The sequence below is a fragment of the Salinibacterium sp. UTAS2018 genome (genome assembly GCF_004118935.1).
In the GTDB taxonomy this organism is placed as follows: domain Bacteria; phylum Actinomycetota; class Actinomycetes; order Actinomycetales; family Microbacteriaceae; genus Rhodoglobus.
In genome coordinates this window covers 2,896,126-2,920,644 of record NZ_CP035375.1, presented here as the reverse complement: position 1 = coordinate 2,920,644, position 24,519 = coordinate 2,896,126, and the positions used below count along the sequence as shown (strand labels likewise).

The 24,519-nt window shown below is 62.2% G+C and carries 20 protein-coding genes and 1 tRNA gene; 11 read left to right on the top strand and 10 right to left on the bottom strand.

Annotated features, from left to right (window positions below):
* Both ESZ53_RS13875 and ESZ53_RS13870 read left to right on the top strand, forming a co-directional pair.
* Complete coding sequence (locus ESZ53_RS13875; RefSeq protein ID WP_168187255.1) at positions 1 to 1,371, top strand: aminotransferase class V-fold PLP-dependent enzyme; 1,371 nt, start codon at positions 1 to 3, stop codon at positions 1,369 to 1,371.
* Positions 1,372 to 1,458: 87 nt separating this feature from the next.
* Positions 1,459 to 1,794 carry a cupin domain-containing protein gene (locus ESZ53_RS13870; RefSeq protein WP_129073368.1) on the top strand — a complete coding sequence of 112 codons (336 nt, stop codon included), beginning with the start codon at positions 1,459 to 1,461 and terminating at the stop codon, positions 1,792 to 1,794.
* Positions 1,795 to 1,818: 24 nt separating this feature from the next.
* On the opposite strand, the gene ESZ53_RS13865 is transcribed toward ESZ53_RS13870, so the two are convergent.
* The gene (locus tag ESZ53_RS13865; protein ID WP_129073367.1) at positions 1,819 to 2,526 is read right to left on the bottom strand and encodes a type 1 glutamine amidotransferase; all 708 of its coding nucleotides are present in this window, start codon (positions 2,524 to 2,526) and stop codon (positions 1,819 to 1,821) included.
* Between the two features lie 109 nt (positions 2,527 to 2,635).
* Between ESZ53_RS13865 and ESZ53_RS13860 the strand changes: the two genes are divergently transcribed.
* Positions 2,636 to 3,982 carry a glutamine synthetase family protein gene (locus ESZ53_RS13860; RefSeq protein ID WP_129073366.1) on the top strand — a complete coding sequence of 449 codons (1,347 nt, stop codon included), beginning with the start codon at positions 2,636 to 2,638 and terminating at the stop codon, positions 3,980 to 3,982.
* A 133-nt stretch (positions 3,983 to 4,115) separates the two neighbouring features.
* Here ESZ53_RS13860 and ESZ53_RS13855 read toward each other — a convergent pair whose 3' ends face one another.
* Positions 4,116 to 4,925 (bottom strand): acetoacetate decarboxylase family protein, encoded by an 810-nt coding sequence (locus ESZ53_RS13855; protein ID WP_129073365.1) that lies wholly within the window; start codon positions 4,923 to 4,925, stop codon positions 4,116 to 4,118.
* A gap of 142 nt (positions 4,926 to 5,067) precedes the next feature.
* On the opposite strand from ESZ53_RS13855, the gene ESZ53_RS13850 reads away from it, so the two are divergent.
* Positions 5,068 to 6,564 (top strand): APC family permease, encoded by a 1,497-nt coding sequence (locus ESZ53_RS13850; protein ID WP_129073364.1) that lies wholly within the window; start codon positions 5,068 to 5,070, stop codon positions 6,562 to 6,564.
* A 137-nt stretch (positions 6,565 to 6,701) separates the two neighbouring features.
* On the opposite strand, the gene ESZ53_RS13845 is transcribed toward ESZ53_RS13850, so the two are convergent.
* On the bottom strand, positions 6,702 to 7,562 hold the full coding sequence (locus tag ESZ53_RS13845) for a sulfurtransferase (protein WP_129073363.1): 861 nt from the start codon (positions 7,560 to 7,562) through the stop codon (positions 6,702 to 6,704).
* A 73-nt stretch (positions 7,563 to 7,635) separates the two neighbouring features.
* Between ESZ53_RS13845 and ESZ53_RS13840 the strand changes: the two genes are divergently transcribed.
* Positions 7,636 to 9,918, top strand: coding sequence for a S9 family peptidase (locus ESZ53_RS13840; RefSeq protein ID WP_129073362.1), 2,283 nt, complete (start codon positions 7,636 to 7,638; stop codon positions 9,916 to 9,918).
* 30 nt (positions 9,919 to 9,948) lie between these two features.
* On the opposite strand, the gene nadE is transcribed toward ESZ53_RS13840, so the two are convergent.
* Complete coding sequence (nadE, locus tag ESZ53_RS13835) at positions 9,949 to 10,773, bottom strand: ammonia-dependent NAD(+) synthetase (protein WP_129073361.1); 825 nt, start codon at positions 10,771 to 10,773, stop codon at positions 9,949 to 9,951.
* Positions 10,774 to 10,885: 112 nt separating this feature from the next.
* On the opposite strand from nadE, the gene ESZ53_RS13830 reads away from it, so the two are divergent.
* Positions 10,886 to 11,158, top strand: coding sequence for a hypothetical protein (locus ESZ53_RS13830; protein ID WP_129073360.1), 273 nt, complete (start codon positions 10,886 to 10,888; stop codon positions 11,156 to 11,158).
* Here the strand turns inward: ESZ53_RS13830 and ESZ53_RS13825 are convergent.
* On the bottom strand, positions 11,155 to 11,547 hold the full coding sequence (locus tag ESZ53_RS13825) for a VOC family protein (protein ID WP_129073359.1): 393 nt from the start codon (positions 11,545 to 11,547) through the stop codon (positions 11,155 to 11,157). The genes ESZ53_RS13830 and ESZ53_RS13825 overlap by 4 nt on opposite strands.
* A 130-nt stretch (positions 11,548 to 11,677) precedes the next feature.
* Between ESZ53_RS13825 and ESZ53_RS13820 the strand changes: the two genes are divergently transcribed.
* Positions 11,678 to 13,426, top strand: a complete 1,749-nt coding sequence (locus tag ESZ53_RS13820) for a hypothetical protein (protein ID WP_129073358.1) — start codon at positions 11,678 to 11,680, stop codon at positions 13,424 to 13,426.
* A 14-nt stretch (positions 13,427 to 13,440) separates the two neighbouring features.
* On the opposite strand, the gene ESZ53_RS13815 is transcribed toward ESZ53_RS13820, so the two are convergent.
* Positions 13,441 to 14,409 (bottom strand): SDR family NAD(P)-dependent oxidoreductase, encoded by a 969-nt coding sequence (locus tag ESZ53_RS13815; protein WP_129073357.1) that lies wholly within the window; start codon positions 14,407 to 14,409, stop codon positions 13,441 to 13,443.
* 104 nt (positions 14,410 to 14,513) lie between these two features.
* Here ESZ53_RS13815 and ESZ53_RS13810 point away from each other — a divergent pair, with 104 nt between their 5' ends.
* Positions 14,514 to 15,125, top strand: a complete 612-nt coding sequence (locus tag ESZ53_RS13810) for a TetR/AcrR family transcriptional regulator (RefSeq protein WP_129073356.1) — start codon at positions 14,514 to 14,516, stop codon at positions 15,123 to 15,125.
* A 96-nt stretch (positions 15,126 to 15,221) separates the two neighbouring features.
* Positions 15,222 to 17,048, top strand: a complete 1,827-nt coding sequence (locus ESZ53_RS13805) for a threonine/serine exporter ThrE family protein (protein WP_129073355.1) — start codon at positions 15,222 to 15,224, stop codon at positions 17,046 to 17,048.
* On the opposite strand, the gene ESZ53_RS13800 is transcribed toward ESZ53_RS13805, so the two are convergent.
* Positions 17,045 to 17,671, bottom strand: coding sequence for a TetR/AcrR family transcriptional regulator (locus tag ESZ53_RS13800; protein ID WP_168187254.1), 627 nt, complete (start codon positions 17,669 to 17,671; stop codon positions 17,045 to 17,047). The genes ESZ53_RS13805 and ESZ53_RS13800 overlap by 4 nt on opposite strands.
* A gap of 69 nt (positions 17,672 to 17,740) precedes the next feature.
* Between ESZ53_RS13800 and ESZ53_RS13795 the strand changes: the two genes are divergently transcribed.
* On the top strand, positions 17,741 to 18,541 hold the full coding sequence (locus ESZ53_RS13795) for an SDR family NAD(P)-dependent oxidoreductase (protein WP_129073353.1): 801 nt from the start codon (positions 17,741 to 17,743) through the stop codon (positions 18,539 to 18,541).
* Positions 18,542 to 18,706: 165 nt separating this feature from the next.
* On the opposite strand, the gene ESZ53_RS13790 is transcribed toward ESZ53_RS13795, so the two are convergent.
* From ESZ53_RS13790 to ESZ53_RS13780, 3 genes are all read right to left on the bottom strand, one after another.
* Positions 18,707 to 18,780 (bottom strand) — tRNA-Met (locus ESZ53_RS13790).
* Positions 18,781 to 18,869: 89 nt separating this feature from the next.
* Complete coding sequence (locus tag ESZ53_RS13785) at positions 18,870 to 21,767, bottom strand: UPF0182 family protein (RefSeq protein ID WP_210403810.1); 2,898 nt, start codon at positions 21,765 to 21,767, stop codon at positions 18,870 to 18,872.
* Positions 21,768 to 21,868: 101 nt separating this feature from the next.
* On the bottom strand, positions 21,869 to 22,981 hold the full coding sequence (locus tag ESZ53_RS13780) for a PDZ domain-containing protein (RefSeq protein WP_129073352.1): 1,113 nt from the start codon (positions 22,979 to 22,981) through the stop codon (positions 21,869 to 21,871).
* A gap of 109 nt (positions 22,982 to 23,090) precedes the next feature.
* On the opposite strand from ESZ53_RS13780, the gene ESZ53_RS13775 reads away from it, so the two are divergent.
* Entirely contained in the window at positions 23,091 to 24,434 is a 1,344-nt protein-coding gene (locus ESZ53_RS13775) for a zinc-dependent metalloprotease (protein WP_129073351.1), read from the top strand.
* The last annotated feature ends 85 nt before the right edge of the window (positions 24,435 to 24,519 follow it).

Here is a 24,519-nt window from a genome sequence, read left to right as displayed (position 1 = left end):
ATGAGCGAAGTTCGGCCGCAGGGCAGACCCCACGCTGTCTGGGGCGATGAGACTGAAATAGTTCAGCTCGCCATTGACTGGACCTCCAAGAGAATGGTCCGTGAGACTGATCCGTATTCGACGGCGCGGCCAGCGGCCGATTTGGCAGCCGCGGTTGGTCACGCGATCCGCCCGGAGGGCATCGGCGGCGCGGAAGCGTTGCGTATTTTCGATGAGATTCTTGAACCTGCAACGCGGGCTCAGGATGACCCGCTGAACCTCGCTTATATCGCTGCCGCCCCTACCCGGGCGGCAGTAGCCTTCGACCTCGTCACGAGTTCCGCTAACATTTTTGGCGGCCTCTGGGAGTCGGGTGCTGGCGCAATCTTCGCTGAGAACCAAGCGCTGCAGTGGATTATCGGACTGCTCGATTGGCCCGATACTGCCGGCGGCACTTTCGTCTCCGGCGGCACCTCGGGCAACCTCTCAGCGCTCATGACTGCCCGCGAAACCGCCAAAACGCGACGCGGTGGTCGCCCCGCTGGCGGCTGGCAACTGGCCTACACCTCCAATGCTCACTCGTCGATCAATTCGGCCGCGAAAGCGCTCGACGTGGATCGGGTTGACGTGCCGATCGATGATCGCGGGCACATGACCGGGGCAGCGCTGCGCGCCGTTCTCGAACAGAACCCGAACGTGTTTGCGGTGGTCGCATCGGCCGGAACAACTAACGAGGGCCTTGTCGACGACCTGGCCGATATCGCCGACGTCTGCGAAGAGTTCGGTGTTTGGATGCACGTTGACGGCGCCTACGGTGGCGCAGGGCTCGCCGCCCCGAGCATCCGCCCCCTCTTTGACGGCATCGAACGAGCAGACAGCTTTATCGTCGACCCGCATAAGTGGCTCTTCGCCCCCTACGACTGCTGTGCGCTGATCTATCGCGAACCCCAGCTGGCGCGGGCCGTGCACTCTCAGCACGCCAGCTATTTGGATGCCATTGACCGCAACGAGTCGAACCCCAGCGAGCTCGCCCTGCACCTCTCGCGGCGCGTGCGAGGCCTTCCACTGTGGTTCAGCCTCGCCACCCACGGCACCGACAAGTATCGGGATGCGGTTGAAGCCTCGGTGTCGACCGCTCGCGAAGTCGCCCGCGCAATCGACGCGACCGACTACCTCGAACTCGTGCGTGAGCCCGAGCTCTCAGTGCTGCTCTTTGTGCGGAGCGGGTGGACAGCGGAGCAGTATTCGGCGTGGTCGAAGCAAGTGGCGCACGACGGCGTCATCCTGTGCGTACCGACGAAATGGCGTGGTCAAACGGTGTTGCGGCTCGCGTTCGTGAACCCGGATACCGAGGCTGCGAAGGTCATGGCGGCGCTGGAGACGCTCCGCTAGCAGGCCCGCTTCGCGCAGCACCAGTACCGACTGCGGTAGCTTTGCCCCACGGCGATGACGCCGACCGTGCACGAAAGGCGTGACGAGATGAACACCACTGTTTCTTTGACCGAGCTTGCTTCTCAGGAATTGGCGAGCGCTCTCGCCTCGAACAACGGCCGCAGCGCCGTGACGGTGTGCGGCGGGCGCGATGCCCAGCTCAGACAAACGGTGATGGCGATGCGGGCTGGTGAAGGGCTCTCCGAGCACTCCAGCCCCGGCGAAGCAACACTGCAGGTACTCGTCGGACACATCGCACTGCGGTCCGCCGACGAATCGTGGGAAGGCAAGCCGGGCGATCTGCTGCCGATTCCCGCTGAGATCCATGCCGTGGATGCGCTCGAAGATTCCGTGATTTTGCTCACGGTTATTAAAGCTCAGTAGCGGTCAGCGACGCCCCCGCCGCCGCTAGACGAGCTTGGCTATTCGCTCCAGGAAAGCATCCACGAGGGCTGCCGTGCGTTCAGCGGCACGGCCCTCTTCGTCGCGGGTTTGAGCGATCATGATCTCAGGATTCTGCCCGCTCGCGATCACTTCGTTGATACCACCCTGATCAAGCCAGCCTTCCAAAATTGCCGAATTGAGTTCGGGATGAAACTGCACGGCCAAGCTGCGGCCGTAGGTGAATGCTTGAGGTGCGATCGGGTTGCGAGCGATTTCGACGGCGCCTTCGGGCATCGTCCACTGGTCGTAGTGAAACTGAAACCAGGGACCGTTGGAGACCAGCGAGGTGTCATCGCTGTAAATCGTTTTCCAACCGATTTCTGATTGAGCGCCACGAGCCACCGTGCCGCCGAGCGCCCGTGCGATCAGCTGACCACCGAAACAAATGCCCAGCACCGGGATGTCCGCCTCGATGGCGGAGCGCACCCACTCCAGTTCCGGAGTCAACCACTTGCCAATGCAGCCGTCATCCCACGCGCCCCACGGGGCTCCCATGGGAACGACGAGGTCGTAGCCCGAGACATCCGGAAATTCAAAATTAACGTTCGGGTTCTCGAAATTCTCTTCGGTGACAACCATGATCTCGTCGATTTCGAAGCCGCGCTCCCGGAGGCGGTGGCCCACTGGGCCGCTGGCGGTGACGTGATCGTGTTGCACCAAGAGGGCTCTCATCTGTGTACCTTTCCGGTAAATTCTCGCGATGAGTGGACAGCCACACCGCTCTGTGGCTTAGTATCTCACTAATCGTTCAGTGCCGAACGATTTATTTTTCGGAGGAAGAATGACTCTCGACATAGCAGCACTCCAAACAGACCTGCAGGCAAAAGGGATCGATGTTCTGCGCCTGATCTTCCCGGATGTACTGGGAATCACCCGTTCAAAAGATCTCCTCGTCAGCCAATTGCACCGCGCGAAGTCTCCCCTGTTCTGCCAAGGCGTCTGGGTAACCACGACCGGCGGCGGCGTGCTCGATGGAAACGACATCATGTCATCCGGGCTGCCCGACCTTCTCACACAGATTGACCCCGATACCCTCACGATGATGCCGTGGGAACCCGGAGTGGCGCTCGTTATCGGAGACGCGTTCAACCCCGATCACAGCGTCAGCGAAGTAGCACCGCGCTCGGTGCTACAGAAGGTCATCGCCGAATACGCCGCCCTTGGCCTCACCCCCACTGTGGGCCCCGAACTTGAGTTCTACATCGCCAACTACGACGAAGAGAACGGCTGGAGCCGCAGCCTCAGCCGCACCGGTCGCGTCTACACAACCGGCGAGCACGTCGACCCCGGCGGGCAGTTTTTGAACCTCATGCGCATGCTCGACGGCATGGACATTGGCGTTTTCGCCGGCAACCACGAGTTCAGCCCCGCACAGTATGAGATCAACCTCTGGCACAGCGAGGCTCTGGATGCCGCCGACCGCACTTTCCTCTTCAAGACCGCGGTTCGCGACATCGTCGCTCGCACCGGCAAGCACGCGCTCTTCGTGGGCAAGCCCTGGGACGACGAGGGTGGCAGCGGCTTCCACCTGCACTTCTCGGTCGTCGACAAAGACGGCAACAACATCATGTCGGATGGCGGCTCTGGGCTCTCAGAGATGGCCAACCACATGATCGGCGGCATCCTCGCCCACGCGGGTTCACTCGCAGCGCTCTCGAACCCCACCGTAAACGCCTACAAGCGCCTTGGGCCCGACACTCTGGCTCCGTACCGCGCCAACTGGGGCCACGACAACCGCAGCGCCATGCTGCGGGTACCGCCGGAGCGCGGCGCAGGCACGCGACTCGAAGTTCGCCTCGGCGACCCGGCAGCGAACCCGTACCTGCTCATCGCATCCACTCTCGCTGCTGGCCTCGACGGGATCAAGCGCAAGCTGACTGCCCCCACAGCAGTCGAAGGCTGGGCCTACGAAGACGAATCGGCTGACATCTTGCCCATGACCCTCACTGCCGCGCTCGACGCCCTCGACGCCGACACGGTGATGCGCGACACCATGGGCAGCACCGTCATCGACGTCTTCAGCGTGCTCAAGCGTGACGAGGTGATGCGCTACGAAGATGCCGTCTCAGACAAGGCAACGCGCGACGTGAGCCAGTGGGAGATCGACGAGTACTTCGCCGATTATTAAGCCGGTAACGAATACGACGCCAGAAAAGCCCCGCCGAGCGAATCGGCGGGGCTTTTCTGTGTCGCGCTGTAAGCCACTGTGAGCGGCGGTGTCGACTGCAGCAGCGAGCGGATGCCGCGGCCGCAGTCGGCGCTTAGATCGCCTGTGAGCGGTCTTCTACGAGTTCGCCACCGTTGAAGGTGACTCCGATCTCGCGGTAGTAGCCGCCGAGAATCTCTTGCACGGGCAGGATTGAATGCAGCTCATCCCACTGCGAGTCTTCAAGGTGAAGTTCGGCATCGCCCTTCCAGGTCTCGCCAATCTCGACGTCGGTGCCGCCCATGGTGATGAGCTGGTCGAGCGACATTCCCGCATCCTTGCTGATGGAGGGCATGAAGCGGCTGTGCAGCATCTTGTGGCCATTGACGAAGCCATTGCTTTCGGCGGGCTCGCGCAACGTGACGACGGCAGAAGCGAGGCGGTGGTCGTAGGCGGCGATCGACGCTCCGAACTGGCCGCCGTTCTCGAGCTTGGGGGTGGCCCTGCCCTTGTTGAAGACTCGCGTAACGGCAATGTTGCCGAGCTTCTTGGGGTAGCCCTGGAACCAACCGCGGCCGATAGCGAAGTCTTTGTTGACCCAGATGGCGACGCAGCGGCTATAGACGATGCCCTTGTGGGAGCAGCGCACCACCATGAACGCTTCGAGGTACTGCGCGCGCACGGGGTCGAGCAGTTCGAGGCCGCCCGTGCTGCAGGACTGCCAGTCGGCCCAGACAATGGCAACGGCGCCAGGTTGTTCGGGAGCGAGGTCAATATCGTCAGGAAGGATCGCGCGTACGTTGGCTGGATCGGTCAAGTACTCGACAGTGAGTAGCGTTCCCGAGTAGTACCAGGGCATCTTCGGCACGAGCGAACTTGACCCGCGCGGCGTGAGGGGAGGAAGGAATCCATTGAGTTCGGTCATGCGCCAGAGTGTAGCCCAAAACGGTTCGTATCCGAATGAATTTCTGAAAACGCTTGACTAAGACACCCTGTCTTCGCCATTGTTGAACGCAACTCGTTCGGATACGGACGACTTGATTCAGAACTCAATGAGGAGTTTCACTATGGCGCTTGACCAAAAATCCCAGGAAAGCCCCGATCGAACCCTGCGCAAAGGGCGACTCGGCGTAATCGGAATCGTCTTCTTTGTCGTGGCCGCCGCCGCGCCACTTCTCGGAATGACCGGCGCCGTTCCCGTCGCTATCGTTCTGGGTAACGGAGCCGCCGCCCCCGGCGCCTACCTCTTCGCCGGCATCGTGCTTCTCTTGTTCAGCGTCGGCTACGCCGCGATGAGCCAACGCGTCACCAACACCGGCGCCTTCTTCGCTTACGTCGGTCGTGGGCTCGGCCGCCACGCCGGGATCGCCTCGTCGTTCGTGTCGATCCTCGCGTACCTCACCATCCAGCTCGCCATCTACGGATTCTTCGGCGGCGTCATGGCCGGGCAAGTCGGGCTCCTCCCTTGGTGGGCCTGGACTCTCCTCGCGTGGATCGCCGTCACCGCACTCTCGCTGTTGCGCGTCGACATCGGCGCCAAGGTGCTCGGTGTGCTGATGATCGCCGAACTCATCGTTCTTGTGATCGCTGCTGTTGCGATCCTCGCCGACGGTGGGCCAGAAGGACTCAACTGGGGTGCATCGTTCTCGCCCGATCTCATCCTTGCCGGTGGTCTTGCCGGTTCCGCCGGTATCGCCTTCGCGTTTGCGTTTGCATCCTTCATCGGCTTCGAAGCAACCGCTATCTACGGCGAAGAAAGTGTCAACCCGAAGCGTGCCGTACCGCGCGCCACCTACCTCGCTGTTGGCCTCATCACTGTGCTGTTTGCCTTCACCGCTTTCGCCCTTGTTACGGGAATGGGCGCCTCGAACGTTATTGACCAGACGCTCGAACGTTCAGGCGGCCTCGAAGACCCCGCCGCTGTACTCTTCACGCTCGCGAGCGAATACGTCGGCCCGTGGCTTGCGACGCTGATGAGCATCCTCGTGCTCACGAGCATGTTTGCTGGACTGCTCGCTTTCCAGAACGCCGCAAGCCGCTACCTCTTCGCGCTTGGCCGCGGTGGCGTATTGGCGAGCTCGGTGGGAACCGTGAACGGTCGCGGAGCCCCCGGTCGCGCATCCATCATCGTGTCGATCATTAGCGGTGTTGTCATCGTGCTGTTCGCCGCATTCCAGCTCGACCCCGTCGGCAACATGTTCTTCTGGTTCAGTGGTCTCGCCGTAGTGGCGATTGTGCTGATCGAAGCGCTCGTCTGCGTCGCGATCATCAGCTTCTTCCTCAAGAACAAGGGCACCGAAAACATCTTCGTGACGATGATTGCGCCGGTCTTGGCATTCATCGGACTCGTGCTCGCCGAGTACCTGCTGATGTCACGCTTCGGCCTCCTCGCCGGTGACCTCACGCTCGCTGAGGGAGTCGACCCGACCGTGACCGCCTTCGGCCTCAATGCCTTCGGTTGGTTCCTCGTACTGTCGCCCTTCATCGCCCTGGTGATCGGCTACGTTGTGTCGATGGTTCGCAAGGACCTCCACGAAGAACTGCTGCAAGACGTTATCTCCTAACGATCCACGCGAAGGGCCCCAACACTGTGGTGGTGTTGGGGCCCTTCGCGGTTAAGAGGAGTTCGCGTTAAAGATGAGTGGCGCCGAATGACTCGAGCGGATGCCTCGGCTAGGAAGTTGCCGCTACAGCGTCGCGGCTACGGCGTCGCGCCTGTTGCGACCGGGCGCTCCGGCTGGTTCGACCACGCCGACCACGAGCCGGGGAACAGCGCCGGGCGGAATCCTGCGACGGTGAGCGCGAGCGCATCGTGCGCGGCCGTGACGCCCGAACCGCAATACACACCGACTGCCCGGTCGACGCTCACGCCGAGGGCTTCGTACCGTTCGCGGAGCGCTTCGGAGTCTAAGAACTGGCCGTCTTCACCGAGGTTGCCGGAAGTGGGCGCACTGATAGCCCCGGGAATGTGACCGGCTCGCGGATCGATCGGCTCGACCTCGCCGCGGTAGCGCTCGCCTGCACGGGCATCCAGCAGCACGCCGGTTTCGGCGAGCGCGGCAGCGTCATCCGCGCTCAAGGCAGGCTCGTTGCCGGCACTGAGGGCTGCCGTGCCCGGCTCAACGGCGGTCATGTCGTCGGCGCCGATAGCGAGCGGATGCCCGGCCGCCGTCCACGCAGAGAGGGCACCGTCGAGCACCTGCACATTCTCGATGCCCATGTAGCGCAGCAGCCACCAGGCGCGGCAGGCGGCGAGGCTGTTCCAGTCGTCATAGACCACAACGGTGTCGCCATCGTTGATCCCCCAGCGGCGCACGGCAGCCTGAAAAGCGTCGACCGTGGGCAGCGGATGACGACCCTCTTCTGGTTCACCGTGGCGCGCCAGCTCGGTGTCGAGATCAACATAGACCGCGCTGGGAATATGTCCCTCCTCATAGAGAGGCCGGCCGGCCGGCCCACCCAAGCTCCAGCGCACATCGAGAACCCGCACCGGTGCTCCCCCGTTCGCAGCGTCGTCGAGCAGCGCGGCGAGTTCATTCGCGGTGACGAGGGGGTGAGGCATCCGAGACTCCGATCATTGAGGTAGCTCTATGATCGCACTCCCGGCGCCCAGCAATCGGGCATACGCTGAAGTCATGCTCACCCCTCCTGAAGCCGCGAAGATTCCCGCAGAACGCCTCCAGCATGGCGACCACTACGTCGACAACTACGAGTGGATGCGCGACAAAGAGAGCCCCGACACCCTCGCGCATCTCCATGCCGAGAACGCGTACACGGCCGCCCGCACGAGTCACCTCAGTGTGTTGCAGGAGCAGATCTTCGAAGAGATCAAGGGCCGCACGCAAGAGACCGACCTGAGCGTTCCGGTTCGTCGCGGGCAGTGGTGGTACTTCAGTCGCACTGAAGAGGGCAAGCAGTACCCGATTCACTGCCGCGCGCCGATCGCTGGGGAGGATGACTGGACGCCGCCGACGATTGCTGGGCCCGTTGCTGGTGACGCTGGAACCGTTGGCAACGCTGCTGCGGATGGTGCCGACGCGGCCGTCGCCGCCGTTCCCCGCACGCTTCCCGGCGAGCAGATCCTGCTCGACGATAACGTCGAAGCCGAGGGGCACGACTTCTTCAGCCTGGGCTCCTTCTCGCTGAGCGACGACGGCACGCTGCTGCTTTACGGCGTCGACATCGAGGGCGACGAGCGTTACACGCTGCGCGTACGTCAGCTCGGCGATGTGACGGCTGCCGCGAGCGCCGGCACGAGCTACACCACAGATGACACCGGCGCTGGCGACGCCGCTGCGAGCGCGAACAACGTCATCCGCTTCAGCGCCGCCGATGACCTCCCTGATGAGATTCCGGGCACCGCGGGAGGCGCGCTCTTGGACGCCACGGGCAAGTACGTCTTCTATACGACGGTGGATGATGCGTGGCGCCCCGATACTGTCTGGCGCTACGAGTTGGGCACGGCTGCGGCATCCGCGGTGCAGGTGTTTCATGAGCCCGACGAGAGTTTCTGGGTGGGCGTAGGTCGTTCGCGAAGTGGCAAGTATTTGGCGATTGAAGCGGGTTCACGTCTGACGAGCGAGACGCGACTGCTCGACACGAGCGATCCGACCGGTGAGTTCGAGGTCGTGTGGCCGCGCGAGGTCGGCGTCGAGTACGACGTCGAGCACGTGATCGTCGGCACGCAGGATCGCCTGCTGATCGTGCACAACAAGGATGCGATCAACTTCGAGCTTGTGAGCGTTGCGGCGGCGGATCCGCTCGGCGAGCGCCGTGTGATACTCCCCCACAACGAAGCGGTGCGCCTCGAGGGTGTGGATGCCTTCAAGGATTTCGTGGCGATCGAGTACCGCCGCGAGGGCCTCACGCGCGTGGCGGTGGCGATCGTTCCGAAGCATGGCGGGCGCTACGAAGACACTCCCCACGAACTGAAGTTCGACGACGAACTCTTCACCGTGGGTCTCAGCTCGAACCCCGAGTGGAAACAGCCGAGCATCCGTCTCAGCTACGGCAGTTTCGTCACCCCGACCATCGTGTACGACTACCTCGTGGATGACAACGAGCTGGTCGTGCGCAAACAGCAGCCGGTGCTTGGTCACTTTGACCCCGCGCTGTACACCCAGCGTCGGGAATGGGCCACCGCCTCCGACGGCACTCGGGTGCCGATCTCGCTCGTGTACCGCAACGACCTCGTGGAACCGGGCACCCCGGCGCCGACCGTGCTCTACGGCTATGGCTCGTATGAAATCAGTATCGACCCGGGCTTCACCGTTGGCCGCCTGAGCCTGCTCGACCGCGGCATGGTGTTCGCTGTCGCACACGTGCGCGGCGGTGGTGAGCTGGGCCGCACCTGGTACGAGGGCGGCAAGAAGCTGCACAAGCGCAACACGTTCACCGACTTTGTGGCGTGCGCTCACCACCTTATCGACATCGATACGACGTCAAGCGACCGTCTCGTTGCCGAGGGCGGAAGCGCTGGCGGCCTGCTCATGGGCGCCGTCGCGAACCTCGCCCCGCAGCTGTTCTCGGGCATCCTTGCGGTTGTCCCGTTCGTCGACCCGCTCACGTCGATCCTCGACCCCTCATTACCGCTGACGGTTATCGAGTGGGACGAGTGGGGCGACCCCCTGCATAACGAAGAGGTCTACCACTACATGAAGTCGTACTCACCACTAGAGAATGTGCACGACACTCACTACCCACCGATTCTCGCGGTGACCTCCCTCAACGACACCCGCGTGCTCTATGTCGAGCCCGCCAAATGGGTTGCCCGACTGCGTGAGGTGGGGGCGGATGCTCTGCTCAAGACCGAGATGGCGGCGGGCCACGGCGGCGTCTCCGGCCGCTACGACGCCTGGCGGGAGCGTGCCTTCAACTATGCGTGGATGGTGGATGTGACGCGCCCCTCAGCACACTGATCGCGGACGCTCACGCAGCGCCCTAGCGAGTTAGGCAGTCCACCACTCGTCGTACATAGAGACGGGTACTGAACGCTTGTGGCGAGTGTTGAGGTACTTCTGCTCGATGTCGGCGGCAGCCTCGGCGGGCACGTCGAGGCCCTCAAGGTAATCATCGATGTGCTCGTAGGTGACGCCGAGGTTGGCCTCATCCGCCTGGCCGGGCGTGTGGTCGAGCAGGTCTGCGGTCGGCACCTTTTCGTAGAGACGCTCGGGAGCATCGAGGTGGATGAGGAGCTGCTTACCTTGACGCTTGGTGAGGCCCGTGAGCGGCAGCACGTCGGCGCCACCGTCGCCGAACTTGGTGAAGAAGCCCGTGACGGCTTCGGCGGCGTGGTCGGTCCCGACCACGAGGTAGCCGAGCTGCCCGGCTATGGCGTACTGCGCCACCATGCGCTCGCGAGCCTTGACGTTGCCCTTGTTGAAGTCCGTGATTGGCTCGCCCACGGCATCCGCGAACTCAGCGGCGATACCGTCGACGGCACGCTGGATGTTGAAGGTCACTTCGCGGTCGGCCTCAATAAAATCGAGTGCCAATTGCGCATCGTCTTCGTCGCGTTGCACCCCGTGCGGCAAACGCACGGCCACGAACTGGGCCTCGACCCCGTCGGCGCGCAGCTCAGTAACCGCGAGCTGGCAAATGCGGCCAGCTAACGACGAATCTTGACCGCCGCTGATGCCCAACACGAGTCCCTTGGCGTGCGAGGCCTTCAGGTACTCCTTGAGGAACTCGATGCGCCGGCGAATCTGGCCAGCGGAATCAATCGTGGGCTGGGTGTTCAAGTCAGCAATGATGCGCGCCTGCAACGAAGTCATGCGTTAAACCTAACCCCGGCATCCGTCATTAGGATTATTCATTTATCTCTCGCCGCAGACTCTCGGCGGGTTACCCTGAAACTGTTACGCCCACGAAACACAGGAGCTACGAATGATCGATCAACTTCTTCGCCCCAAAATCGCTTTCTGGGCGGGAGTCGCTCTCACGGCGATCAGCTTCATTGTGTTCGACTTCATCATCCCGGCCCTCTACCTCGGGGTGCAGGCGATCAACTTTCCGATGACTCAGCAGTTCGTAGGGGTTCTCACCTCGGGCGTGGAATCTCTCGGCCAACTCGCGCGCCTCATTGGCCCCGTGCTGATCGTCGGCGCCCTCGTCATGCTCAAGATTGAGCGGCCAGCTAAGGCCCCCCGCGAGAACTAGCCCAGCTCCTGCGCGAGCTCCCACGGCAGCCCCGACGGATCGAGAAACACCGCAGTGCGGCGACCCCATGGCCGATCGACGGGCCCATTCACGAGCTCGACGCCACGCTCGCGCACGGCGGCGCACGCGGCATCCGCATCGGGTACATTGACGGTGAGCATGACGGATGCCGCAGCCCCTGGCTCCGAAACGGCTGCGGGCCCGATCAACTCAGCAGCCTCACTTCGCGCGAGCACATTCACCACCAGCGTGCCCACCTTAAACATGCAGGACACCTCGTCTTCGAAAATCACCGAGGCGGAAAACACCGCCGTATAGAACTCTCGCGACAGCGCCACGTCATCTGAAAAAACGGTGATTGCTTCTACGTTGTTGAGTACGTCGATCATGCGATTCTCCCTCGATGCGCGCCACCCGAACTCGGTCACCCGAAATGGGTCCTGAATCAAAGTGCTGGTGGCGATAGTCTAAAGAGGTGATCGGTTGCATCCGAAGCGACGTCACGTTTAAGGATTCACAATGAAAAACCCGATTCTTGTTCCCGCTGTCGCACCCCGACAGCGCGCGTTCGCGCCGAAAGCCGCTGTGGCCGCGGCCGTTTCTGTTGCCCTGGTTGCGCTCGGAGCGCTCCCAGCATCCGCAGCGACCTACGACAGCATCTCTGACGAGGTAAACGGAGGCAGCATCGCCAGCCACCTTGCCGCGCAAGAACTTCGCGACACGTGGGCTGCTGCCGTCACAACGCGCGGGGGCATAGTGCCCGCGCCCTTCGATATTGCCGGCCCCAATAATCGGTTAGTGACCGGAGTCATCGGCACCACTCCGGCCGGCACCACAGTTTCTGTGGAACACACGATGTATAACACCGACGCGCAGGTGACCTTCTTCGGAGTCAGCAGCGCTGCGACGCAAGGCAAAGCTCAGTGCACCGGAGGCGGAGACACGCTCCAAGACGGCGCCCCGCGCCCCACGCTTCTCCAAGGCTGCACCGCGACGACCGGTTATAGCTACGGCGCCTCCAGCAACAGTGGCGACAACGCCGACACTCGAGACGGCGTTGAGTTCCGGTTCTCCACCGGCGTTCTGGGCTTTGGCGCCTGGTTCGGCGACCTCGAAACACGCACCGATGGCCTGGGAGTGCCGGCACTGCTGCGACTGTACTCGGCCGACGACACTCTGCTCTCTGAATCGGAGATCGCCCCTATCGGAGATCAATCGCTGTGCTCGAACTCAGACGATGGGTGTGGCAATGAGGGCACACGCTGGGTTGGCTTCACCGCAGATCTCGCGACTCCGGTTTATCGAATGGTTGTCATCGTCGGCGATGAAGACGCCACGGGCGACGCCAAGCGCGAAGGCATGAGCTTCATCGGCCCCTCAGTCGTGGACGGCACCGCCGACCTCACGATCGATAAGAGCGCTGCAGAGTTGCCCGTGACCGCCACTAACGTGGGCGACCTCATCGATTACACCTTTCTCGTAACCAACACCGGAACACTCGCGCTCGACAACGTCGAGATCGATGACGCTGGTGCTCAGAACCTGTCGTGCCCAGCGACCACCCTCGCCGTCGACGCAACCATGACCTGCACCGCCGAGCATGCCGTGACTCAAGGTGAGATCGATGCCGGCAGCTACACCAACTCGGCCACCGTCTCCGGCGACGCCTGGGGCGAGACAGTGACGTCCGAAGCCGATACCGCCACCACAGCGATCACTCAGGTGCCCGCGCTGACGGCGACGCAGACCGCGAACGTATCGACTTTCACCGCCGCGGGCGACACTCTTGTTTTCACCATTGCCATCACGAATGACGGCAACACCACTCTCACTGCAGTGGATGTCGCCACGAGCCTTCCGGGCCTGAGCCTCGATTGCGCTGCGCTGGCTAACACCCTCGCACCGGGCGCAACTGGTTCCTGCGAGGCAACTCTCGTCGTCACCGATCAATCGAGCGATCTCAGTAATGTCGCTACCGTGACGTCGGAGCAGACCACAGCCCTGTCGAACCAGTCGACGGTGCTCCTCGTTGCCCCTGTAGTCACCCCCGAGGTGCCCGAAGTGCCCGAAGTGCCGGAGGTTCCGAGCGTCGCAGGCGTGGAAACGACGTCGGCGGCTAGCCCCGCGCTGGCCTACACCGGCTCCTCGATCGCGGCATCCGCAGCGACAGGAGCCCTTCTCTTGCTCGTCGGATCTCTACTACTTCTTGTACGCACTCCAGCGCTGTCCGCGAACGAGCGGCTGCAACGGCCTTCTCAGCGCCGCTGAAGCTAGTTAGCTAGCTAGCGAGTGCTCGCTCCGCCAGAAACGGCGAGCCTCGAAACCACGTTCCACAGCGCACGCTGGCCCGCAACGTTGGTGAAGTGGCTCATCGTCATGGAGGTGACGGGGCCGGTCATCTTCTGAGGCGGCGACGCGAAGAACTGGCCGGTCACGCCATCCGGCATATCGATCACGGTGAGGTAGCGGGCAGCAGCCGTGGGCACACTGTGCCACATGCTGGGCATGAGTTTCATGACGGGCAGCATGACGCGGCGCATGATCGCCGGCATCTCTCGAGATGCTTTCGTGTCAGGAGTGTTGCCGGGCGAGACCGTGTTCACCGTCATGCCGGCGGGCAGTTGGGTCGCGAGCTCCTTGGCCCACCAGACCGCGAACGTCTTGGCGGTCGCATACTGCGTGCCGTTGGCAAACTTCACAGGCTTGTCCGCGCGAAGAACGGCCTCAATGGCGCGTTCGAGATCACCGCCGAAGGATGCCGCAGCGAGCGCCTGAACATCGATGTTCGAGAAGGTGGGAACATCGCCGCGCGCGGCTTCCGATCCAGCAATGATGATGCGCGCGTGGCCGCTCAGCATCTCGGCGCGGAGCAAGTGCATGGTCAGCGCGTGGTGTCCGGTGAGGGTCGCCGCCATGACCTGCTCGATACCGTCAGCGGTGCGGCGCAGCTCACTGGTTGCCGCGACACCCGCATTGAGGATGAGGGCGTCGATGGGGATTGCCGCCTCCACGAGCGCCTGTGCAGCTTTCTCGATCGACGAGAAGTCGTTGAGGTCGAGCGCGAGCGGTACGAACTGCGCGCCCGGTACGCGAGCAAGGAGAGCCGTGCGCGCGTCCTCTGCCTTCGCGGGGGTGCGGGCGGTGACGATGACGCGGCCGTAGCCTGCCTCAGCGAGCTGGGCTGCGGCTTCCCAGCCGACTCCGGAGCTAGCTCCGGTGACGAGGGCGGTGTGGGCGGCGTGGTTGTTCATCGAGCGTCTCGTTCCCTAGTTTTGATACCAAACAGTATCATCGCCATCCACCCATTTGATACCAGTAGGTTTCAAACGCAGAAGCCTGCGCGTATAGTGAGAGGATGAGCGCAACAACGGGCACCACGGCGGGGCGCCCGCGCGCTTTCGACGCCGACGCCGTGCTCACGCAGCTCACCGATCTGTTCTGGCAGCAGGGCTACCGTCACACGTCGCTCAGCGACATTGTTGAGGCCAGCGGTGTTCACAAACCCAGCCTCTACCGCACCTTCGGCGACAAAGAGCAGCTCTTCGCCACCGTGCTGCGCCGCTACCTGACCGAGCGTGAGCAACACCTCACCGGCATGCGCGCCACGGCAGGGCCCGGCATTGCCGGCATCCACAACTTCTTCGACCTCTTTGAAGAGTTCGCTCACACCGAGGCCGGCAGTCGAGGGTGTCTCGCCGTTAGCGCCAGCAATGAGCTGCGTGGAACAGCCCCCGGCTTCGAGGACTTTTCGCTTGAGTACCGCGATCTCATGATCCGGCAGATGACAGCCTTGGCCGCACTTGCCCTGCCCGAGAATGCTCCGGATGCTGCGCTCACAGGTCAACGCGCTGAGCTGCTCTCCACGCTCTTCCTCGGACTTCAAGTCACGATTCGCTCGCAGGCCGATGCCGCGCAGCTGCACTCCGTTTTTGCTGCGGTCCACGCTCTCGTCGACACCTGGAAATAGCGCGGCCCTTCAGAATCGCGGCGCAGCAGTATTCGCTGTCGCCGCCGATACCCCGTACCTTTCTCTCGTGCGACGATTGCTACCGGAGGTTCTAGGATGGCGCAGAAGAGAAGGTACCCGGTGCTCGTCCGCGTGCTCGCCCTTGTGGCGTGCGCTGGCGCCCTTGCTGCGCCCGCCGCGCTAACAGTCAGCAGCAGCTCGCCCGCCTCTGCGGCGATAGTGGCGGTTGACGAGCCCGGAGCGCCCGACGCGGTCGCCACGGCGACGCCCACACCGGCCCCCACCGTCACGACGAGACCCGCAACGCCAGCACCGACACCCGCGACCACGCTCTCCCCCACCGAAACGCCTACCGCGAGCCCGACCGCGAGCCCGAGCCCAACGGCAAGCCTGACGCCCGCCCCGACCCCGACCCCGACCCCGACGGAGCAGTCTCCCGCTCCCGTGTCGCCTTTGCCCGCGATTCCGCCGAGCGTAGCGACGTCGAATGTATCCCTTACCACGCTGCTCATTGCCGTGACGGTACTCGCCGCAAGCATTGTCGTGCTCTGGCTCATTCTTCGCCGTCGCCCTCAGCCGAAAGCCGCAGCGACCTCAGCGCACAGAAGTGCTGCGCCGCCGCGCGCACAGTCAGCTGCCGTAACGCTCGATGCACTGGCGGAACTCGGCAGTTCTATGGTCGATAGCGGCTACCCCGTCAGCATGGTGAGAACGGCAGTTCAGGATGTCGCCACCGCCAACGGATTCGCGTCCGCCACTGTAGTGGTTTTTCCGACCGCTCTCTTCGTGTCGCTCGACAACGATGGCGCCACACTCACACGCGCCGTTTCCGCTGGCGGCCGCTCCTACCTTTTGCATCAGGTGGATGTGATTGATCGCATCATGAAGGTGGGGCGCGCCCGGTCTGGCTCGGCCGACTGGGTGAGCCGACAAATCGCCAAGGTGAGGGAACTCGCTCCTCCCTTTTCCGCCTTTCACCGCGTCGCCGCCTATGCGCTGACCACCGGCGCCATCGCAGTCTTGCTTGGCTCGTCCTGGCTCGGCGTGTTAGTCGCTGCGGTCTTGGGAATTGGAGTGGGCACCCTGCTCCTGCTGGGTGAACGGCTGCCCTCGAGCTATGACGCTCTCGTCATCGTGAGCGCCGCTCTCGGCTCATCGCTGATCATTTTGCTGGTTGCTCGTGCCACCGATGATTCGGCCATACTGCCGTCGCTGATCGCGCCACTCGTCGTGCTGCTCCCGGGAGGGTTGCTCACGACAGCAGTAATCGAGCTGGCAACCGGGCACATCATGTCTGGCTCTGCCCGTGCCGCAGCTGGAGCGATGAGGCTGCTTCTTCTCGCGGTCGGCATCGTCTCCGCCGGTGCGCTGATTGGTGTGCCCCGAATTGAGCTCGAGGCCTCCGGAGAGGTTCTGGGGCCGATTGCACCGTGGATCGCCATTGCCGTCTTCGGGGTGGGAATCAGCGTCTACCAGTGCGCGCGTCCTGCGTCGATCCCGTGGATTTTACTCGTTCTCTACGTCGCCTATGGAGCTCAAGTAATCGGTGACGTTCTCTTCGGCGGGGTGCTCTCCGCTCTCATCGGCGCCATCGCCATGACCCCGGTGGCAGTCTTGGTGGCCCGCCACCGCACTGGACCGCCCGCCATTGTGAGCTTTCTTCCCGCGTTCTGGTTGCTCGTGCCCGGAGGTCTCGGCCTCGTGGGTGTCACCGAAGCGCTGGGAGGGGGCGATGCAAGCGGCACCTTGATTACAACGGTGGGCACTATGATCGCCATCGCTCTCGGAGTACTGATCGGCCTTGCCGCCTCCAGTACCTTGCGCGATCGGCGCCTGCCCAGTCTTTTTGCTTTTCTCGACCCGGTTCCTGATGCAGAAACCACAACCGATCCAGTTACCATTTCTGAGAAACCGCAGGTTTAGGAATAGCGCCTCGGACTCTGCAGTCGGATGTCGAGCCACGCCAACATGTCGCCTACCGCGCGGTCCGGCGCGCCCTCCGCGCCGGCTCGCGCCCACTGCACGAGCGCGGAGAACGTTGCCGCCTCATAAGCGACCGCGAGTGCACGACACGCTGCGGCAGGAGCATCCGGATGTCGATCAGCGATAAAGCGAGCCAGAGCGTCCACCCAGGCGGCGTTCGCAATAGGAGCCGACGCGCGCAACTGGGGCACCTCAGACACGAGCGAGATCCAGTCAGGGCTCAGTCGCAGCACTCCGTCTTCGTGGGAGACCGACGCAACTATTGCGTTACGCACCACCGCCCCCAACGGAGCAGCCTGTGGGGCGATCGCGAGAGCCCCCTCCAGCCGCGCTACGGCAGCGGGCAACCCCACCCACGGGATCCTCGAGCGCTCACCGAATCTTCGGATGAGAGTGCGAACGCTCACCCCGGTGACTTCCGCTATCTCCCGCCATCCTGTCTCCTGGTAACCGCGATCTCGCCACAAGGAAAGCGTTGCGTGCAGAAGCTGCTCGGCATCAATGACCGTGGGGCGTCCGCGGCGTCTCTCGGATTCGTCGGGGGTCGCACTGGCAGCTGTCACGCCACCAGTATGCCCCACTCTTCTAATATTGGCGTAGAGTGCCAATAAACACAGAGGAAAGGTTGAGCAATGACTCGCACGTATGTAATCACCGGCTCCGCATCAGGAATCGGCGCAGAAACAGCAGACATTTTGACCAAGCGCGGCGAACACGTCATCGGGATTGATCTGAAAAATGCCGACATCGAAGCCGACCTCTCGACCCCCGCCGGACGCAACGCCGCAGCAACTCAGGCATCGGAACTTGCCGGAGGGCGAATCGACGCAGTCATTGCGTGCGCCGGCATCTCCGCCCCGATCTCAGCAACCATATCGATCAACTACTTCGGAGTCACCGAGTTCTTGCGCGCACTCTTGCCCGCCCTACGCAAATCGGATGCTCCACGAGCAGTTGTGGTGTCATCGATGGCGTCGATGCAGCCCAGTTCCCCCGAGCTCATCGAAGCTGCACTTGCAGGCGACGAAGCCTTAGCCCTTTCTATCGCTGACACACTCACCGCACAGGGGCCGCGCGTGGGCTACCTCGTCTATCCCGCATCCAAGCGTGCCCTTTCACGATGGGTACGCCGGGAATCTATCTCCGAAGACTGGGCAGGGGCAGGGATCCCACTGAATGCGGTCGCACCGGGCACCGTGCTCTCCCCCATGACCGAGGAGCTTCTCTCCACGGAGGCGGGGCGCGCGATGGTTGACACCGCTGTGCCGATGCCGCTCAATTACCACCAACCGACTGAATCGATCGCGCATCAGTTGATCTGGCTCACCAGCGTGGAGAACACACACATCACCGGGCAAGTTATTTACAACGACGGCGGTGCGGATGCCACGTTGCGCGGTGACGACATCTGGTCCTGGAACGACCCCCAGTAGGTGCTCGCTCGCGCGATCGCCAGCCCATCTTGACGACGCCCGCGGGTGCCTCCGAGCGAGGCCGCGGGCGTTCTCGGGGTGACTGATGACGACAACGGCTTAAAACAAAAATCCCTCTCCGTAAAGGAGAGGGATTTTTGTTGTGATGTCAGAAACATCTTTTCGTTGCGGGGACAGGATTTGAACCTGCGACCTCTGGGTTATGAGCCCAGCGAGCTACCGAACTGCTCCACCCCGCGGCGTATATAAAGCGTAACACAGGGTGAGCGGCTCGAAAACCGAACTCAGCGGGCACACAGTCTGCAGCGGCCCGCTGAGTCAGAATTAGCTACTCGGTTGCGGCGATTGCCCGCTCGATCGCGTCGACCATTGCCTGGTCAGCTTCAGCAGCAGCGACGAGGTCGTTGGCTGCATAGGCCGCGTTACGGTCGGCAAGGGCTGCCTTGTAGTCGGCGAGTGCACTGTCGAGTGCCGCATTGTCACCGGGAGTGACAACCGGTGCATCCGGGTCTACTGGCGCATCCGGGTCAACAGGAACATCCGGGTCAACGGGAACATCCGGCGTTACCGGAACTTCTCCGTCGCCGGCTTCGGCGCCAGAGTCTCCACCAAACAGTGTGTCGAGTGCTTCGTCGAGAGTGTCTTCGAAGGCAATCTCGTCACCGAACGACACCAGCACCTTGCGCAGCAGTGGGTACTGAGTTCCGCTGGTCGACTGAACGTAGACCGGCTGCACGTAGAGCAGCCCGCCGCCGACGGGGAGCGTCAGCAGGTTACCGAGCTTCACCTCGGTATCGCCCTGTTGGAGAAGAGCAAGCTGGTTGGCCACGATCGTGTTGGTATTGAAGCTGTTCTGCACCTGTCCGGGACCAGGAACAGTGTCCTGCTTCGGCAGCGTCAGCAACGTGAGCTTGCCGTAATCAGGTCCCGCATCCGAGTTCGCCGTCAAATAACCGGTGAGAACACTTCGACTGGCGTCCGCTGTTCCCTTAGGAATGAAGGTCGAGTACAGAGTGAACGCGGGGTCTTCTGTTCCCGGAACCTGCATCGTGAGGTAGTACGGGGGCTGAAGCGAACCGGTTCCCGAAACCGGATCCTCCGGGCTAACCCACTGGTCATCACTTGAGTAGAACGAGCCAGCATCCGTCACGTGGAAGGATCCCAGAATTTCGCGCTGAACCTTGAACAGGTCGGCGGGGTAGCGCACGTGATCCAGCAGTTCGACGCTCATTTCGTCTTGCGCAAGAAGCGAGTTCGGGAAGATCTTGTTCCACGTCTGCAGGACCGGGTCTTCGTCATCCCACGCGTACAGGTTCACCGAACCGTCATAGGCATCAACGGTCGCCTTGACCGAGTTGCGGATGTAGTTGACGTCGTCGAGCGCAAACTGCGGCGCCGGCGTGTAGGTGTCAGCAATCGCGCTGGAGAGCTGCTCAACCTGCGAGTAAGGGTAGTTAGCGCCGGTGGTGTATCCATCGACGATCCACACAATCCGGTCGTCCACAATGGCCGGGTACACGTCACTGTCGAGGGTGAGGTACGGAGCAACCTTCGCTACACGCTCGAGAGGCTCGCGATCGTAAAGAATCTGCGACTCGTCAGTTACATCTGAGGCGAGGAAGATCTGCTCGGATTGGAACTTCACTGCGTAGACAAGCTTCTTAAAGATGTTGTCGAGCACAGGCCCGCCGTCACCATCAAAAGTCGTCGTGGCGTTCTGCTCGCTGTCTTCTCCACCCGAGGGGTAGTCGAGTTCGATGTCGTCAGCACCTTCCGGGGCACCAACGATCGAGTAATCCGGAGAGTCCTCACCGAAGTAAACGCGAGGCTCGTAGTCGCCGAGATCTCCAGTGCTCGGGATGCCCGACTCGAGGAACACTGGCTGGCCATCGGCGGCACGCTGGTTTCCGAATGCTGCAACCACGCCATAGCCGTGGGTGTAGACGACAGCATTGTTGTACCAAGACTGCGCTTCGCCAAGACCGGACTGGTTGAGTTCACGGACGGCAATCACCGTGTCTTGAATCTCACCGTCGATCTCGTAGCGGTCAACATCAAGGTAACTACCGAACTGGTAGTACTGCTTGAACTGCTCGAGCTGGGCAAAAGCCTGCGGCGCAATGGCAGGGTCGAGGATACGGATGTTCGCGGTGGTTGTTGCGTCTTCGCGAAGCGCACCGGACTCGGCATCAGTCGAGGCGCTATAGGGAATCTCCTCAACATCGGCGATGCCATATGCGTCGCGAGTTGCCTCGATGCTTCGATCAATATATTCAGACTCGTAGGTACGCGCGTTGGGGTCTACCTGGAAGCGCTGAACGACCCACGGGTAGAGGTTTCCGACGACGAGACCGCTGATGAGCAGCAGCGCCGTACCGATCATCGGCAAACGCCAGCGACCGATGATGGCCGTGACGATGAAGAGGATGGCAACGATGGCGGCAATGCCGGCGAGAATCGCACGGCCAGGAATCGTAGCGTTGGCTTCGGTGTAGCTCGCACCGGTCTGCAAGAAGCCCTGGCTGGTGGAGTACAGCGTCGTGTACTGATCAAGCCAGATGCTCACCGCCTGAAGGGCGAAGAAGATGCCCGCGGTGATCGCGAGCTGTACGCGCGCGGAACGCGAGATACGAACTTCGCGCCCGTTCACGCTCAACGCACCATAGAGGTAGCTCGTAGCCAGTGCGCCAAGGAACGAGAGGATGAGCACCGCTGACGCGTACCCGACGATCGAGTGGTACATCGGAAGCTCATAGAAGTAGAACGAGATATCTAGCCCGAACTGCGGGTCGGTCGTTCCGAACGAACTGCGGTTCAGCCACTGAAGAGCGACCGGCCACGCGCTAGCCGAAGAAACACCACCAAATACGCCGAGCAGAATCGGGATGCCGATCATGGCGAGCTTGCGCAAGGGTTCTACAACCTGCTGGTAGCCCTCTAATTGCGCGTTGAGTTTCGCGTAGATCGGGCGAGCGCGGAATGCGACCAGAAGGCTAACGCCCACCGGTACGGCCATGGCGACAAAGCCAATGGCGAACATTACGGCTGTTGCAATCCACTGAGTGGTGAGAACCTCCAGATAGCCGGTCTGGCTGAACCAGAGAACATCGGCATAGAGGCTCGAGAACAAGAAGAACGCGATCACTATTACAGCGAGAATTATCGCCGTAATCGTAAACGCAGACCTCGTCTTGCTCGTCGGGGCTTGTTGGGTTTGACTCGACACAGTACTTCGCTCCTGAAATTGGGGGCCTGGCTATATCTTAAAGGTCTTTCATGGGCGCGGGGCTGATGATCGCTCTCAGCGTGACTTGCCTCAGCGGGGCTCTATTGGTCGCTGCAGGAAGGCAGTCCGGCACCGCTAAGGCCTCCGCGGATGCTCGCCAACGCAACGATGGCGTCGTTGAGGTTGTCGATCGCATACACCGTGAGGCCCTTGGGGGTGTTGTCTACGACTTCATCGCAGTTCTCAACCGGCGCCAAGAAGAAGTCGGCTCCCGCCGCACTCGCTCCGTACATTTTTTGCTGGATGCCGCCGATCGGGCCAACATCGCCGGTAGCGGTGATCGTTCCCGTACCCGCAACCTCGTGACCGCCGTTGATGGCGCCCGGAGTGAGCTTGTCGATGATCCCCAGGGCAAACATCATTCCAGCGCTGGGGCCACCAACGTTCTCCAACTGAATCTTTACGTCAACCGGGAAGTTGTATTCGCTACCGACCACGACGCCGATGATGGCGATGGGGTCGTCACCCTCGCTCATCTCGGGAGTGATCTCGACGGTGAGTTCTTCGTCGTCGCGTTCAAACACAACCACCGCGGGTGTGGTCGTGCCGTTTTCGGCGATGGTGTCGCGCAGTCCAGCGACATCGGCGAAGGCCTCGCCATTCACCGTGAGGATGACGTCTCCGGCCGCGAGCACGCCATCCGAAGGTCCACCCTCCGAAGTTTCTGCGACCGTGAGAGTGGCGTCGAACTCGTAGTCGAGGTCGGAGAGTGCTGCAGCGATCGCTTCCTGTTGCGAAGACTCCATCTGAACTCGACCGGCTTCGGCCGATTCTTCAACGGTGACGCCGACGGGATAGACCGATTCGACAGGCACGATCGCGCGGCTGCGGTCGAAGTAGGCGGCACCAACCTCGAACCAGCTCAAGGGCGAGTCAGGATTACCGCGCACATTGACGGTCAGCATATCGAGCGCGCCCTCGGTGGGATACGTCGTTTCGACGGGGATCTGGATGAGCGGCACGAGAGCGCCATCGATTTCCACGTCGCCCAAAGTGTCGTAAACCGGGCCTGGTTGCTCGATGATGTACGGCGAGGGAACCAGGGTCGCAAGCAGCGTTCCGACGAGTGCGACGCTCAGGATCAGCCATCCCAGCCAACCGCTTCGGGCGCGACGTGGTGACGGTTCGGGTCGATTATCAGTAAACAGGGCCACCTAGGTCCTTACGGGGTGGGGAGCGGTGTTCGCCACAGGCGCACGGTAAGAGTCACTAGCCTAGGTCAAAACTCAGCCGCGCACGGCATCGAGCGGCTAGCGTTAATCCATGGCTGACAATGCTGAGAACAATTCTGAAGACGAGTTCCGCGACATGATGCGGGACTTCCTCTCGGGCGATGGTGAAATCGATCCCGCGAAGCTGGCCGGTGCGGCAGGCTTGCCCAACGATCCAGCAATGATCCAACAGCTGCTCAGTCAGCTCCAGAATGCCCTCGGCAAGTCGGGCGACGGCATCAACTGGGACATCGCCCTTGAGCAGGCCAAGAACCTCGCTTCTCAGAGCACGGTTGTCTCGCTCCCCGCAGAGCGCAGCAAGCTTGAGCAAGCGCTGCACGTTGCCGCCCTCTGGCTGAATGAGGTCACCGACATCTCCGAGCTGACGGTCGAGCCCAAACTGCTGAGTCGCAGCGAGTGGGTCACGATCACGATGCCCATCTGGACCCAGTTGGCTGAGCCGGTAGCCAACTCCATCGCGAATTCTCTCACCGACGTTCTCAAACAGAATGCTCCCGAAGAGATGAACGAAATGCTCAACGGCGCCAGCAAGGTGATGCGCAACATCGGCGGCACCCTTTTCGCCATGCAACTCGGTCAGGTAGTGGGCCAGTTGTCGAGCGAGGTTGTGTCGGGAGGCGACATCGGCATCCCCCTCTTCGACGAGCAGCAGGCGGTGCTTGTTCCGCAGAGCGTTTTTGCCTTCGGCAACGGTCTCGACCTGCCCGACAGCGAGATCCACCTCTACTTGGCGGTGCGCGAGCTAGCCCACGCTCGGCTATTCCGGCACGCGAAATGGCTTCGTCTTCAGTTCATGACTTCTGTGACGGCGTACGCCCACGACATCCACATTGATTCGGATGCCATTGCCGAGCTCGCCAGCGACTTCGATCCAAACAATCCTGAAGAGCTGCGTGACGCCATGACCAATGGGTCACTCATCCCGCCGAAGAGCGAAGAACAGCGGGAGGCTCTTGAGCGTCTCGAGACCGTTTTGGCGCTCGTCGAAGGTTGGGTCGACGTCGTCACCGCTGCCGCCACTTCTCGCCTGCCAGCACGCGGCGCAATTGCCGAAACCGTGCGACGACGTCGTGCCTCCGGTGGCCCCGCCGAGTCAGCGTTCGCGACCCTCGTCGGTCTCGAACTTCGCCCGCGTCGACTGCGCGAAGCTGCAGCTATGTGGCAACACGTTACCGATGAGCTCGGCGCGGAACAGCGCGATTCGCTGTGGTCACACCCCGACCTCATGCCGACGGCGGCTGACATCGACGATCCGGCGGCTCTGGTTGCGCGCTTGCGCGACGGCGGCACTACTCCGGATGACATCGACCAGGCCATTAACGATCTTCTGAACGACGAATCTGGTGACCGCCCGCACGAGGGCGATAACTCCTAGGGCGGCCATCGGCGGCTTAATCGGACCCCGATCGGGCATTCTTTGGCGACCGTTCATTTTTGTGCTGTGGAATCTTCACACTGAC